This window comes from Streptomyces nogalater, from assembly GCF_039532885.1.
GTDB classification, from domain to species: domain Bacteria; phylum Actinomycetota; class Actinomycetes; order Streptomycetales; family Streptomycetaceae; genus Streptomyces; species Streptomyces nogalater.
The window spans coordinates 16,701-30,008 of record NZ_BAAASM010000044.1; the positions used below are offsets into that span (position 1 = coordinate 16,701).

Consider the following 13,308-nt stretch of genomic DNA (forward strand, 5'->3'; position numbering starts at 1 on the left):
TGTCGAGGGGTGGTCCGAGGTGGTGGTTCGGTCGGTGGGCGTGGGTGGCGTGGGTGAGGGGGTGGTGTCCTTGGGGGCTCGGTTGTCGGAGCGGGGGTCGGTGTGGGTCATGGGGTTGTCATCCAGCGGTCCCTGAGGGCTGCGAGGACCGCGATCGACACGGTGAGCAGCACGAGGCTGAGGGCGATGGCGGCCTCCGGGTCGTTCTGGAGGGCGAGGTAGACCGAGAGGGGCATGGTCTGGGTGCGGCCGGGGAAGTTGCCCGCGAAAGTGATCGTCGCGCCGAACTCGCCGAGCGCACGCGCCCACGCCAGCACCGCGCCGGCCGCGATGCCGGGCGCGATCAGCGGCAGCGTGACCCGGCGGAACGCGGTGAAGCGGGACGCGCCGAGCGTGGTGGCCGCCTCCTCGTAGCGCGGGTCGGCGGCGCGCAGGGTGCCCTCGACGCTGATCACCAGGAACGGCATCGCCACGAACGCCTCCGCGATCACGACCCCGGTGGTGGTGAACGGCAGGGTGATCCCGAACGACGCGTCCAGCCACTGCCCGATGACACCGTTGCGGCCCAGGGCCAGCAGCAGCGCCACACCGCCGACGACCGGCGGCAGCACCAGCGGCAGGGTGACCAGGGCGCGTACCAGGCCACGGCCGGGGAAGTCCGTACGGGCCAGCAGCCAGGCCAGCGGCACGCCCAGGACGAGGCTCACGGCGGTCGCCGCGGTGGCACTGATCAGCGACAGCTGGAGCGCCTGCCACACTTCGCCGCTGCCGAGCTGCTCCGGCAGGGTGCGCCAGGGCGCGCGGACGAGCAGCGCGAGCAGCGGCAGCAGCAGGAACGCCAGCGCCAGCAGGCCCGGCAGCAACAGAGGCAACGGCACCCCGCGCCGGCTCCCCGTACCGGCACGGCGGCGCCGCGGCCGGCCCGTGCGGGGGCTGGCCACGGCGCCGGGCTTGTCGAGAGGGGTCACGGCTTCAGGAACCCGGCCTCGCCCAGCACCTTCTGGCCCTCGGCGGACCGTACGAGGGCGATGAACGCCCGGGCGGCCTCGGCGTTCCCCCCGTTCTTCAGCACGGCGATCGGGTAGTCGTTGACGGCGCCGGCGGACTCGGGGAACTCCACGCCCTGCACCTTGCCCTGCGTGGCCTTCACATCGGTCTTGTAGACGACCGCGGCGTCCGCCTCGTCCAGTCGCACCTTGTTCAGGGCGCTCTTGACGTCCTGCTCGTAGGAGACCGGGGTGAGCTCGATCCCGGCGGCGTCCAGGGCCTTTCGCGCGGCGGCGCCACAGGGCACGGCCTTGTCGCACAGGACGACCTTCAGCCCGGACTTGGTGAGGTCCTTCAGGGAGGACACCTTGGCGGGGTTGCCCGGCCGGGTGGCGATCTCCAGCTGGTTGCGCGCGAAGGTGACCGGCGTGCCCGCCGTGTCTCCCCGGTCCGTCACGGTCTTCATCGTCCTGGGGCTGGCGGCGGCGAAGACATCGGCCGGGGCGCCGCCGGTGATGCTCGCGGCGAGGGTGTCGCTGCCGCTGAAGTTGAAGCTGACCTTCGTGCCGGGGTGCCGGTGCTCGAACTCCTTGCCGAGGGTCGTGAAGCTCTCCTTCAGGGAGGCGGCGGCGAACACGGTCACCGTGCCGGACAGCTTCGCGGAAGCCGACGCGTCCGAGGAGCCGGACGCCTTGGTGTCCGCCTCGCCGGACGAGTCCGACGCGGCGGAGCAGGCGCTCAGGGCCAGTACGGCGGCGGCTCCCGCACCGGCCAGTCGCAGCATCCGCCGGGTCCGGCGCACGGAACGGGTCATCACGGATCGACTCCTCGGTTCTTGGACAACGGTCGCGCCCTGACACGCCCGCTGATCGGCCGTGCGGCGATGATACTGCCGCATCTGCGAGGTGGAAGTCTCCTGTCGCATCGCATGAGCCGGAAGTCCGAGGCTTGTAGCTTGCATGTGCGTTCGCACGGTGTCGGCGGCGGACGGCCTGGCAGCGGCCGTCGGCGACGCACCGGTCAGACGCGGTCGATGTGTACGTTCGTCGACTTCACGCGGGCGGTGGCCTCCATGCCGACCTCCAGGCCCAGTTCCTCCACGGCCTCCCGGGTCAGCAGCGAGACGAGCCGGTGCGGGCCGGCCTGGATCTCCACCTGGGCGGCGACATCGCCGAGCTTGATCGCGGTGACGATGCCGGGGAAGGCGTTGCGGACCGAGGTGTACGGGGTCTCCTCCTCGCCGCCGTCACCCTTGGCGAGTTCGACGGAGAACGCGGCGAGATCCCTGCCGTCGATGAGCCGGCGTCCGGACTCGTCGCGGTGGGTGGCCACCCGGCCGGCGTCGGCCCAGCGGCGGGCGGTGTCGGGGCTGACGCCGAGCAGCCGCGCGGCCTGGCCGATCGTGTAGGACTGCATGCCGGTCACGATAGGGCCACCGCTGGGGAACATGGTTACGGGGCCGGCCGTGGCCGGTGGTCCGGCTCAGCCGGTGTGGACCCGCGGTCGGCGCTCCGGGTCCGGTTCCGCCTCGCGCAGCACCTCGCGGGTCACCGGGGCGACCTCGCCCTGGCCGAAGAGGAAGAAACGGAGGAAATTGGCGAACGGACTGCCCTCGGTCCACTCGAAGTAGATGTGCGGGGTGCGGCCCGTGGCGTCCCGGACGTGCAGCAGCAGCGCGGCGAGGGCGTTCGGGATGGAGGCGGACTCCAGCGTCAGCACCCGGTAGCGGCCGTGCAGCACCTCGCCGCGCACGGTCAGCCCCGCCTCGAACTCGGACGGGTCGGTGACCGTGACCTCGACGAAGACGAAGTCCTCCTGCTCCGGAATGTCGTTGTCGGCCCTGATCTGCTCGGCCTTGTCCCGGTACTCGACCTGGTCCCGCAGCCCCGGCTTGTTGGCGATGAAACGGATCCGCCGGTGGGCCATGTCCCGGACGAACCGTTCCGCCATCGGATCGAGCGTCACATGGGTCACCCGCAGCTCGAAGGCGCGGGCCAGCCGGGACAGCAGCGATATCAGCATGATCCCGACGATGAAGCAGGCGCCGATCTTCACGCCGTCCGGCCGCTCGACGACGTTCACCACGGTCGTGTAGAGGAACACCGCCGAGATCGCCCCGAACGCGAGGGTCCAGCCGCGCTGGCCCGCCTTGCGTGCGGCGATGGTCACCGCGATCGCGGCCGAGCTGATCAGCACCAGCACGCCGGTGGCGTAGGCGCCGCCCTGCTTGTCGACGTCGGCGTCGAAGATCCATGTCACCAGGAAGGCGACCAGGGTGAAGATGACGACCATCGGGCGTACCGCCCGGGCCCAGTGCGGGGCCATGCCGTAGCGGGGCAGATACCGCGGCATCAGGTTGAGCAGGCCGGCCATGGCGGAGGCGCCCGCGAACCACAGGATGGCGATGGTCGAGACGTCGTACAGCGTGCCGAAGGCGTTGCCGAGATACTCGTGCGCGAGGTAGGCGAGCGCGCGGCCGTTGGCGTCGCCGCCCGGCTTGAACTCCCGCTCCGGGATGAGCAGCGTCGTGATGAAGCTGGTGGTGATCAGAAAGCAGCTCATCACCAGCGCGGCGGTGGTCAGCAGCTTCTTGGTGTCCCTGATCCGGCCGGCCGGCCGTTCGTCGGTGTCGCCCGGGTCGCCCTGGACGTGCGGCATGACGGCGACGCCGGTCTCGAAGCCGGACAGGCCGAGGGCGAGTTTCGGGAAGACGACCAGCGCCACGCCGATCATCACGAAGACGTTGCCGTGCTCGGTGGTCAGGGCGCCGCTCCAGTCGGTGATCACATGTCCGGCGGTGACGACATGCCACAGGCCGGTGATCACGACGACGAGGTTGAGGACGAGGTAGACGCCGACCAGGGCGACCGCGACGCCGATCGCCTCCAGGAAGCCCTTGAGGAACACCGCGCCGAGCAGCGCCACCAGCAACAGGGTGATCAGCATCTGCTTGTCGTGCAGGGCCTCCGTCAGATGCGGGTTCTCCACGAGGTGGGTGGAGGCGTCCGCGGCCGAGAGCGTGATGGTGATCAGGAAGTCGGTCGCCGCGAAACCCAGCAGGGTCAGGACGAACAGCTTGCCCTTCCAGAAGGAGAGCAGCCGCTCCAGCATCGCGATGGACCCCTCGCCGCGCGGGCTCTCCTCGGCCACGCGCCGGTAGACCGGCAGCGCGCCGGCCAGGGTGACGACGACCAGCACGACGGTCGCCACCGGGGACAGCAGCCCGGCCGCCAGGGCCGCGATGCCGGGCTGGTAACCGAGGGTGGAGAAGTAGTCGACACCGGTCAGGCACATCACCCGCCACCAGCGCTGGCCCTTGTGGGCGGGCTCCGGCTCGGCGTGCGGTCCCGGATGCTGTTTGGCCAGGTCGGACAGGCCTTCCAGCATCCAGGCGCGCAGGCGGCCGGTACTGGGAGGGCGTTCGGTCGTGGCCATCGGTGCTCCTGACGTGCGGCGGCTCTTTCCGGCCATCACCCGGACGGCGGCACCAGCGTAAGCAGAGAGTGACGTTCGGGCCTGTGGATCGGCGGGCCGACGGCGTCAAGCTTGCGTTAAGAATGGACCGGGAGTGCGGGGGCCGCGCGAAGAACGGGAGGCCGGGGCCGGTGCTCCGCGCCGGCGCCGAGCGGGTGTCCACGGTGGCGGGGCCGCCGGGTGACGACGGGTGACGACGGTGACGGCGACCGAGCGTCATGGCATACGGGTGCGGGGCGGGGCTGCTCGCCGGCTGGGGAGGAACGCCGCGGGTCATGGCCCGGGACGCGTGGACGCTTGCCCGCTGGGTGAGGCCCCCGGGTGGCCGCCGGGCGCCAGCGTCATGGCGTGCGGCACCCGGACCATCGCAGGGAGCGCGGGCGGGCCGCCGGGCCTGCGTGACCGGGGCGGCCGAAGGGTTCCGGGCTTACGGCGGCGGAGGCCGATGGTTTCCGGATTTACGGTGGCGGAGGCCGACGGTCGCCGGGCCGACGGTGTCCAAGGCCGAGGGCAGCCTGGTCTTCGGTGCCGGTGCCCGGGGCCGCTCTTCGCGCCGCTCTTCGCACCGCCCCGGGAGTCGCTGCTCGCTACTCCATGCCCGACGCGCGGAACACGCTCAGGGCGGTTTCGCGGTTCACGCGGCGGGCGAGGAGGTGCAGGGCGGTCGTGCCGGTCAGCAGGATGCCGGCCGTCTCGGCGCGGCGGGCACCCTCGTCGAGCCGGTACCACAGGTCCGGGTTGCGGACCAGCACATCGGGGTCGATCTCGACCCGGTTGCCCAGGGCGTCGCGCAGCACCAGCCGTCGGCTGACGCCGTCCAGCGGGCGTACCGCGATCAGCAGATCGGTGCGGACCCGGCGGGTGCGGCCCAGGCGGCGGCAGGCCAGCCAGCCCTGGCCGGCCGACACGCGCGCCGGGTACAGGACGAGGAGCAGCAGCAGGGCCGCCAGCAGCCACAGGGCACCGCGCCACCAGGTCAGCGAGCCGGCCGCGCCGTCCAGACACAGCAGCAGCCCGAGCAGCGCGGTGGCGTAGCGGACCGCGCCGCGTACCTCCCCGGCCCAGGCGCGGTCGTACGCCGCGGCCGCGGTGCCGGACGGGTGCCGGCCGGTCGCCTGGGGGCGGGTGTCGTCGCGGTGCTCCATGGGGAAAACGGTAGACCCGCCGGCGGCCCGGGACGTCCCCCGTTGACGACGCCCTGACGCGGGGGCGGCCGTTCTTGAAACGCGACCGTATCGCCCGGATCCGGCGCGACCCGGCACGGGACTCGTCCGACAGGCGGCGCGGCGGCCCATCGTAGGGCCGTGACACCGCTCAGGGAGCCGCTGACCCCGCCCCCCGGGTCACCGCCGAGGGCTCGTGACCGGGCATCGCTCGACCGTTCCGTACGGCCACCGGCACCACGGGTACCACTGGCACGGGCGTCCGGCCAGCCGGACCGATCGTACCGACGACGGCGGGGCACCTTCGAGGAGTGCCCCCGCATGCGTCGGGGCCGGTGCGCACGGGTGTGTGCGGCCGGCCCCTGTAGTGCTGTGCCGTGCTCAGGCGGCGGTCATCACCTGCTCCGCGTCCAGCGGGCGGTGCGGGGCGATGATGCGGCCGTCGGGCAGCAGCTCACCGGTGTCCTCGAAGAGCAGGACGCCGTTGCACAGCAGGCTCCACCCCTGCTCCGGGTGGTGCGCCACGAGGCGGGCGGACTCCCGGTCGGCGGATTCGGCTGGCGGGCACGGCGGCTGGTGCTGGCACATGGGCGGGATCTTTCGCTCTGTCGTGATCATGTCCGTCCCCCGTGATGAAAGAGTCGGTCTGCATCCAGTGTTCTCCCCTGCGTGTCATTCCGCAGGGTTTTCCCACCACCGCTTCTCACAGGTTCATGACGCGTCACCCGCGCGGGCGGTTCAGCCCAACCCCACGGTCACTTCGGATGGTTCGCACTGGTTAGAAGGGACTAGTCCGGTCGCCGAGGGCGCCCGGAGCGGCCGTACCCGGGCCCCGGAAACGGCCGTACCCCGCTTCCCGGGCGGGAAGCGGGGTACGCGGGTGTCGGTCAGGCGGCGGGTGAGCCGAGCGCGGTCGGGCCGAGCAGCGGGAGAGGAGTCACCCGCCGGGTCAGCACCGGAAGCAACTCGGCGACACGGAAGGGACGGTATGCCGGTATGCCAGGCGGGGCCGGAGCCAGCGGGACGAGCAGATCGGTGGCGGCCGGGTGGCCCTCGGTGCCGTCACCGGAGGGGTCGCCGTGCAGCCACAGGGTGAGCATGTACAGCCCTGGTACGGACAACAGCCTTGCCTGGTACGGGAGTTGGAGTGCCTCGGCCTGGCTCAGGGCGCGTTCGGTGGAAGCGACGTACGGGCCTTCGAAGAAGTGCGAGAAGGCCCAGCCGTCGGGGGTGAGCATGGTGTCGGCCGCGGCCACCGCGCGGTCACCGCACCGGATCAGGAAGCGCCAGCCGGCCAGCCGGGTCGCGGACAGGCCTTGTTCGGAGATGCGGTCCCACACATGGACCGGCAGCGGGAGTTCGGGTGTCGTGGGCCCCTGCGCGGCGCGCAGGGAAGGGGTGCGCGCCTCACGGACCGCGGTGGGAGAACCGAGGGCGGTGAGGACGGAGCGCAGGGCGGGCGCGGGGGCAGGGGGAAGGTGCAGCGGCATGTGGGTCGCCTCTCATTCGACAGGCGCGGCGGCGCGAGGAGGGGGTGGGGCGGACGGCGCTGTCTGCTCACGGAAGGCCGGAGAGGTGGGAGCCCGGGTCGGGCGTGAACGAGGGTGTGGCTGGGCCCGCCGCCCGTCGACCGGGACGGCGGGAATGCCTCGGAAACCAGGACCGAGGGTGCCACCTCTGCCGTGCGCACGAAGTTTATACGACGTTTGTTCGGCCGATGTTTCGGCTATCCGATTCCGGTTCCCGGGGCAAGGTTGAATTAGGCCGTCGATTTGCCGAACTCATCCCGATTTCCGGGCCGGTCGCTCACCGCTGACCTCGTATTACGCACCGGTAGCGGTCGGCCGGATGTCGTCGGCGTTTTTCACGAGGCGTACGGGGCACCCGAGGGTGCACCCTGCGGCATGCCTCGTGAATGTGCCGCCGGGAACATTCCGACAGAGTAATGGGCGGCGGGCCGGCATGGGACGTTATCGATCGCTTCGGCTGGGCATCATCCCACCTGCATCAGGGAGCCCGGCGGCCGGAGCGCCGGCCCGCCCATCCGAGGAGGGACACTTCGATGGGGGAGAAGGTCGTGGCGGGGCAGTTCGACCTGTCCGATCGCCAGCGCTATCGCGAAAAGCTCCAGAAGTGTCTTACGGGACTGGAGCGTTTGCTGCGGGAGAAGCGATTCGACCGCCCGAAGAATCTCATGGGGGTCGAGATAGAGCTGAATCTCGCGGGGCCCGACGGCATGCCGAAAATGTTGAACGGTCAGGTGTTGGAGCGTATCGCGAGCCGTGATTTCCAAACAGAACTCGCCATGTTCAACCTGGAAGTGAACATAGCGCCACACCGGCTGGGCGGGCGGGTATTCGACCGGCTCGCCGAGGAACTGCGCACCTCGCTCGCCTACGCCGACCGCAAGGCCGGCGAGGTGGACGCGGGCATCGTCATGATCGGCATCCTGCCCACCCTCGACCGGGACGACCTGGTCTCCTCCAACCTCTCCGAGGTGGACCGCTACACCCTCCTCAACGACCAGATCGTCGCCGCGCGCGGCGAGGACTTCCGGCTCGACATCGACGGCGTGGAGCACCTCGTCTGCACGTCCAAGTCGATCGTGCCCGAGGCGGCGTGCACCTCCGTGCAGCTGCACCTCCAGGTCACCCCGGACCGGTTCGCGGACGTGTGGAACGCGGCCCAGGTGGCGAGCGCCGCCCAGATAGCCGTAGGTGCCAACTCGCCGTTCCTCTTCGGGCGCGAGCTGTGGCGCGAGTCCCGGCCCCCGCTGTTCCTGCAGTCCACCGACACCCGGCCGCCCGAGCTGCAGACCCAGGGGGTGCGGCCGCGGACCTGGTTCGGCGAGCGGTGGATCTCCTCCGCGTACGACCTGTTCGAGGAGAACCTGCGCTACTTCCCGGCGCTGCTGCCGATCTGCGACGACGAGGAGCCGCTGGAGGTCATCGAGGCCGGCGGGGTGCCCCGGCTCGGCGAACTCGTGCTGCACAACGGCACGATCTACCGCTGGAACCGGCCGGTGTACGGCATCGCGGACGGCCTTCCGCATCTGCGCGTGGAGAACCGGGTGCTGCCCGCCGGGCCGACCATCACCGACGTCATCGCCAACGCGGCCTTCTACTACGGCCTCGTCCGCGCGCTCGCCGAGGAGCCCCGGCCGGTGTGGACGCGGCTGCCGTTCGCCGCGGCCGAGGCGAACTTCGACGCGGCGTGCCGGCACGGGATCGACGCGCGCTTCGTCTGGCCCCGGCGCGGTCGGTACGGCGGCACGGGCGAGGTCGACGCGGTGACGCTGGTCCGCGACGAGCTGCTGCCGCTCGCCGCGGCCGGGCTGGACGCGTGGGGCGTGGAGGCCGCCGACCGGGACCTCTACCTGGGCGTGATCGAGGAGCGCTGCCGACGCCGGGTCAACGGGGCGTCCTGGCAGGCGGCCACCTTCCACCGGGCACTGGAACGGGGTCTGTCCCGCGAGGCGGCCCTGGCGGCGACGACACGCCGGTACGCCGAGCTGATGCACGGCGGGGAACCGGTCCACACCTGGCCGGTGGGCCTGCCGGAGCCGGTACCGCTGGGGTGAGGGCGGAGCGCCGTGGCACGAAGCGAACGGCCGTCGTCGGGGATGCGGCGATCGGGCAGGAGGCCGCGGCGGTGACGCGGAACGAGGGTGCCCGTAGTCAACCCTGACGATCGTCAAGGCCCGGCGTTGCCGTTCGGCTCGGGTTCCCGGCTGCTCCCGCTTCTACGTTCGGGCCTCATGGAACGAGAACCGCGAAGGAAAGTACGAGCCGGTCGGCTGTTCGGCGCGTCGGCCGTCCTGGGCGTGGGAGCGGGAGTCGTCACTTGGCTGTCCCCCGGCGGGCTGGGCGAGGCTGGTGCTGTCGAGGTCACGGGTGGAACTTCGGCGTCCGCGTACCGGTCGGTGGCCGGTGCGGTGGCGGATGCACCGTCGTGGCTGGGCCCTCTCCTGGAAGTGGCCACCGAGGGCACTTTGGTGTTCCTCGGAATGCTGCTGGTCTGGATGGGGTGGACGGCAATCCGCCGGAAAAACACACGGGAGGTTGCCGGCTGCGTCCTGACCGGACTCGGCACCGTCGCGGCCTATGCGGTGAGCGAAGCGGTGAAGCTCGTCGTGGACGAGGAACGTCCTTGCCGTGCGTTACGCGCGGGCGCCGAATCCGTCGCGGAATGCCCCGGAGCGGGGGACTGGTCGTTCCCGAGCAACCACGCCACCCTGGCCGCCGGCCTGGCCGTCGGTCTCGCCGTGCTGCGGCCCCGCCTCGCCGCGCTCACCCTGCCACCGGCCGGGGCAGCCGCGCTGCTGCGTGTGCTGGTGGGGGTGCATTACCCGCACGATGTGCTCGCCGGCGCGACGCTCGGCGGCACCATCGTGGCGGCGGTGCTGCTCGCGTTCCTGCCCCTTGCCCAGGTGGCGGTATCACGGCTGGGAAGGCTGAGGCGGAATGATCCCGGCCTCGTGGGCCACCACCGCGGCAGCGGCCCGGTTGTCGACGCCCAGCCTCGCCAGGATGGAACTCACGTGGGCTTTGACCGTTCCCTCCACCACATGGAGCCGCCGGGCGATCTGCCCGTTGGACAGGCCGCTGCCGAGAAAGGCCAGTACCTCTCTTTCCCGGGCGGTGAGGGCGGCGACCCGGTGGCGGGCGGCGGAGCGCCGGCCGGCCAGGGTGCCCGCGCCCGTCGCGGCGAGGTGCGCGATGACCCGGGCCGCGACTTTCGGTGACAGGTAAGCGGCGCCTTCGGCCACCGCACGCACTCCGGTGATCAGTTCCTCGGGTTCGCCCGACTTGATCAGGAAGCCCGCCGCACCACCGCCGAGCGCCTGGAGGATGTAGTCGTCCTCGCCGAAGGTCGTCAGCATGATGATGCCCGTGGACGGCACGGTGCTGCGGATTTCGGCGGCGGCGTCGATGCCGTTGATTCCCGGCATACGGATGTCGAGTACGGCCACCGAGGGACGATGGCGTTGGACCAGTTCCACGGCGTCGTGCCCGTCGACGGCCTCGGCGACGACTTCGATATCCGGATCCGTGGCAAGAATGGCGCGTACCCCCGCGCGGATCATCGGCTCATCGTCGGCGATCAGGACCCGGATCATCGAGCGCTCACGGGGTGATCGTGTCCAGGGACACCAGGGTGTCCTTCCGGAAACAGAGCTGGTAGGCGTCGCCGGACCGGTCGTCGAACCGGTCGGCCGTCATCGCGTAGTACGCGCACGTTGTGCCGTCTCCCGTCGGCTCGGCAGTCAGCGGTCGATGGTTCGTCTGCCGGTCCGGCAGGAAACGCTCCACCTCGGAACGATCTTGCCCCACATGCAGGCGGGCATAGTCGCGTGGGTCCAGGACCGACTGTGACGCCGACAGCATCTCCCAGCCCGTGAGGGCTCCGCTCAGCAAAGCTCCCGTCACGAGGGGCACCATGACCGCGGCGACCAGGGCCCGGCCGGCCCGGCGCCGAGCGCGGCGATGTTCCTGCGGCAACTCGTCACCGCGAGAGGCCGAGGGCGAGAGCGGCGGTGGCGGCGGCGAGGGCGTGTGCGGGATGCGCGCGACGACCGCGTAGCCTCCGTCGCGCGGGCCGTGGGTGAACGAACCGCCGGTCAGCCGCACACGTTCCTCGAGACCGATGAGGCCATGCCCTCCGCTTCGAGACCGGGGCCGCTGGGTGGCCGCAGACGACGGCGGGCCGTTCTCCACGACGACTCGTGTTTCTGTTGCCGTATGCCTCACGTGGACGGTCGCGGTCGCGCCGGACGCGTGCTTGACGACGTTGGTCAGCGCTTCCTGCACGACCCGGTGAGCCGCCCGTCTGACCACGGGCGGCACGTCGTCCGCCTCGCCGTCGATGCGCAACTCCACCGTGAGGCCGGCCGCGGAAGCCTCGGAGGTGAGTCCCGTGAGGCTGGAGTCGTCGTCGGCCATCGGCGTTGTATCGCTCTCCTCCCGCAGGACACCGATCACCTCGCCGAGACGCTCCACCGCGGCCGCGGCTCTGGCCCGGATGTCCCCTGCGGCCCTTTGGTGGTGTTCCTCAAGACCCGGCGCGAGTTTGAGTGCGCCGGCCGACAGGGCGATCAGGCTGAGGTCGTGGCCGAGTACGTCGTGCATGTCCTGGGCGATACGTGCCCGCTCGCGCAGCCGGGCCTGACCGGCGATCAGCTGCTGCTCGCGTTGCAGCTGATCGGCGCGCTCCCACCCGGCCCGGACAAGCTGCTGATACTGGCACCAGAACCGGCCGACGAACCAAGGCAGCATCGTGGCCGCGACCACCACTGTCACAAAGCGGCCGGCCAGGGGGAGCCAAGCAGGAACGACGGACAAGGCCACCACACCGGCCGCGAGAATCGCGACCAGGGCGAGCGCTGTCGGCGCCGTCCGTCCAGGCCGTCGTCCTGCCAGGAACGCGGCGATGGCAGTCGGGACAGCCCACCACAGGTTCATCACGCTCAGACCGGCGGCCACCGCGGTAGCCGCCGTGAGGACGGGTCCAGGATCAAGTGCCCGCCGTAAAACAGCGGTTCCGGTCGCAGCCTCATGGTTGATCACTGTGCTGTCCACGGAGGTGACGGTACGGACATCGGGCGCCGTCCGACCACTGCCGAAAGTCCAATCAGCGCCGGTGACCGGCGGGCACTGGGCGCCACATCATCCCCGTACTTGCGGTCGGTGAGGTCCCGGTGCTTGGCGGGCGCCGGGGCGCCGCCGGGGCGTGTGGTGCCGGGCGCGGCGGGGGGACGGCCGTCGGCGGTGGTGCGGGCCGGTGTACGGGGCCGGGGTGCGCTTCTGCGATCCTTGCCAGGCGAAGATGGGCCAGGGGTCCATGAGCCGACTGGAGGCGGGAGTGCGGGTGGAAGCTGACGCGGTGGCCGATTCCCCGGCGCGGGCACGCGACCCGCGGCGGACGCTGCGGGACGAGACGCTGCTCGTGCTGGCGCTCTCCCTCGGGGCGAGCGGGGTGTCCGCGCTGATCAGCTTCATCGGCTCGGTCACCAAGCCCGGCGGCCTCAAGGACCAGGCGGCCACCCTCAACGCCTCCGCCGCCCCGGGCCGCCCCTGGCTGGACCTGGCCTGGCAGCTCTTCGGCATCGCCACCGCGCTGGTCCCCGTGGCCCTCGTCGCCCACCTGCTGCTGCGCGAGGGCACGAGCCTGCGCGTCCTCGGCTTCGACCGCACCCGCCCCTGGACCGACCTGGCCCGGGGCGCCGGGGTCGCGGCGGTGATCGGCAGCACCGGCATCGCGTTCTACCTGGCCGCCCGCGGCCTCGGCTTCAACCTCACCGTCGTACCCGAGGCACTGCCGGACGTGTGGTGGAAGTACCCGGTACTGATCCTGTCCGCGGTGCAGAACGCGGTCCTCGAAGAGGTCATCGTCGTCGGCTATCTGCTGCGCAGGCTGGGCCAGTCGGGCTGGAGCCCGGGCGCCGCCCTGCTGGCCGGCGCGGTGCTGCGCGGCTCCTACCACCTCTACCAGGGCATCGGCGGCTTCCTCGGCAACATGGCCATGGGCGTGGTGTTCGTCTGGCTGTACCGCCGCTGGGGACGCGTCGGCCCGCTGGTCGTCGCGCACTCCCTGCTCGACATCGGGGCGTTCGTCGGCTACGCCCTCCTCGCGGGCAAGGTGGGCTGGCTGCCGACGGCCTGACCGCGCGGGCCGCCGGCGAGCC

11 protein-coding genes and 1 pseudogene are annotated in these 13,308 nt (G+C 71.4%); 3 read left to right on the forward strand and 9 right to left on the reverse strand.

Annotation, left to right across the window (positions count from 1 at the left end):
* Window positions 1–107: 107 nt before the first annotated feature.
* The 7 genes from modB to ABD350_RS27600 all read right to left on the reverse strand — a co-directional run bounded on the left by modB (window position 108) and on the right by ABD350_RS27600 (window position 7,114).
* Window positions 108–968 carry a molybdate ABC transporter permease subunit gene (gene modB / locus ABD350_RS27570; RefSeq protein WP_344351267.1) on the reverse strand — a complete coding sequence of 287 codons (861 nt, stop codon included), beginning with the start codon at window positions 966–968 and terminating at the stop codon, window positions 108–110.
* Complete coding sequence (gene modA / locus ABD350_RS27575; protein ID WP_344351269.1) at window positions 965–1,801, reverse strand: molybdate ABC transporter substrate-binding protein; 837 nt, start codon at window positions 1,799–1,801, stop codon at window positions 965–967. Before modA ends, modB begins: the two co-directional genes overlap by 4 nt.
* Before the next feature lie 206 nt (window positions 1,802–2,007).
* On the reverse strand, window positions 2,008–2,403 hold the full coding sequence (locus tag ABD350_RS27580; RefSeq protein WP_344351272.1) for a TOBE domain-containing protein: 396 nt from the start codon (window positions 2,401–2,403) through the stop codon (window positions 2,008–2,010).
* Between the two features lie 66 nt (window positions 2,404–2,469).
* A complete protein-coding gene (locus ABD350_RS27585) occupies window positions 2,470–4,422 on the reverse strand; it encodes an amino acid transporter (protein WP_344351275.1) in 1,953 nt (650 codons plus the stop codon).
* Between the two features lie 626 nt (window positions 4,423–5,048).
* Window positions 5,049–5,606: a hypothetical protein gene (locus tag ABD350_RS27590; RefSeq protein ID WP_344351278.1), complete on the reverse strand. Its 558-nt coding sequence runs from the start codon at window positions 5,604–5,606 to the stop codon at window positions 5,049–5,051.
* Window positions 5,607–6,005: 399 nt separating this feature from the next.
* Window positions 6,006–6,212 carry a DUF5999 family protein gene (locus ABD350_RS27595; protein WP_344351280.1) on the reverse strand — a complete coding sequence of 69 codons (207 nt, stop codon included), beginning with the start codon at window positions 6,210–6,212 and terminating at the stop codon, window positions 6,006–6,008.
* A gap of 299 nt (window positions 6,213–6,511) precedes the next feature.
* A complete protein-coding gene (locus tag ABD350_RS27600) occupies window positions 6,512–7,114 on the reverse strand; it encodes a hypothetical protein (protein ID WP_344351282.1) in 603 nt (200 codons plus the stop codon).
* Between the two features lie 572 nt (window positions 7,115–7,686).
* On the opposite strand from ABD350_RS27600, the gene ABD350_RS27605 reads away from it, so the two are divergent.
* Both ABD350_RS27605 and ABD350_RS38035 read left to right on the forward strand, forming a co-directional pair.
* Window positions 7,687–9,204 (forward strand): glutamate-cysteine ligase family protein, encoded by a 1,518-nt coding sequence (locus ABD350_RS27605; protein ID WP_344351285.1) that lies wholly within the window; start codon window positions 7,687–7,689, stop codon window positions 9,202–9,204.
* Between the two features lie 177 nt (window positions 9,205–9,381).
* Window positions 9,382–10,116 (forward strand): annotated as a pseudogene (locus ABD350_RS38035) (phosphatase PAP2 family protein); the annotation flags it as partial.
* Here the strand turns inward: ABD350_RS38035 and ABD350_RS27615 are convergent.
* Both ABD350_RS27615 and ABD350_RS27620 read right to left on the reverse strand, forming a co-directional pair.
* Window positions 10,063–10,743, reverse strand: a complete 681-nt coding sequence (locus ABD350_RS27615) for a response regulator (RefSeq protein WP_344351288.1) — start codon at window positions 10,741–10,743, stop codon at window positions 10,063–10,065. The pseudogene ABD350_RS38035 and the gene ABD350_RS27615 sit on opposite strands and share 54 nt — an antisense overlap.
* A gap of 7 nt (window positions 10,744–10,750) precedes the next feature.
* Window positions 10,751–12,085, reverse strand: a complete 1,335-nt coding sequence (locus ABD350_RS27620) for a sensor histidine kinase (protein WP_382466920.1) — start codon at window positions 12,083–12,085, stop codon at window positions 10,751–10,753.
* 379 nt (window positions 12,086–12,464) lie between these two features.
* Between ABD350_RS27620 and ABD350_RS27625 the strand changes: the two genes are divergently transcribed.
* Window positions 12,465–13,286 (forward strand): CPBP family intramembrane glutamic endopeptidase, encoded by an 822-nt coding sequence (locus ABD350_RS27625; protein ID WP_382466919.1) that lies wholly within the window; start codon window positions 12,465–12,467, stop codon window positions 13,284–13,286.
* The last annotated feature ends 22 nt before the right edge of the window (window positions 13,287–13,308 follow it).

Bases quoted from the DNA above. Each gene is read 5' to 3' on its own strand.
- ABD350_RS27595 (WP_344351280.1), bottom strand. From the start codon at position 6,212: ATGTGCCAGCACCAGCCGCCGTGCCCGCCAGCCGAATCCGCCGACCGG.
- modA (WP_344351269.1), bottom strand. From the start codon at position 1,801: ATGACCCGTTCCGTGCGCCGGACCCGGCGGATGCTGCGACTGGCCGGT.
- ABD350_RS27600 (WP_344351282.1), bottom strand. From the start codon at position 7,114: ATGCCGCTGCACCTTCCCCCTGCCCCCGCGCCCGCCCTGCGCTCCGTC.
- ABD350_RS27590 (WP_344351278.1), bottom strand. From the start codon at position 5,606: ATGGAGCACCGCGACGACACCCGCCCCCAGGCGACCGGCCGGCACCCG.
- ABD350_RS27605 (WP_344351285.1), top strand. From the start codon at position 7,687: ATGGGGGAGAAGGTCGTGGCGGGGCAGTTCGACCTGTCCGATCGCCAG.
- ABD350_RS27620 (WP_382466920.1), bottom strand. From the start codon at position 12,085: ATGAACCTGTGGTGGGCTGTCCCGACTGCCATCGCCGCGTTCCTGGCA.
- ABD350_RS27615 (WP_344351288.1), bottom strand. From the start codon at position 10,743: ATGATCCGGGTCCTGATCGCCGACGATGAGCCGATGATCCGCGCGGGG.
- ABD350_RS27585 (WP_344351275.1), bottom strand. From the start codon at position 4,422: ATGGCCACGACCGAACGCCCTCCCAGTACCGGCCGCCTGCGCGCCTGG.
- ABD350_RS27580 (WP_344351272.1), bottom strand. From the start codon at position 2,403: ATGCAGTCCTACACGATCGGCCAGGCCGCGCGGCTGCTCGGCGTCAGC.
- ABD350_RS27625 (WP_382466919.1), top strand. From the start codon at position 12,465: ATGAGCCGACTGGAGGCGGGAGTGCGGGTGGAAGCTGACGCGGTGGCC.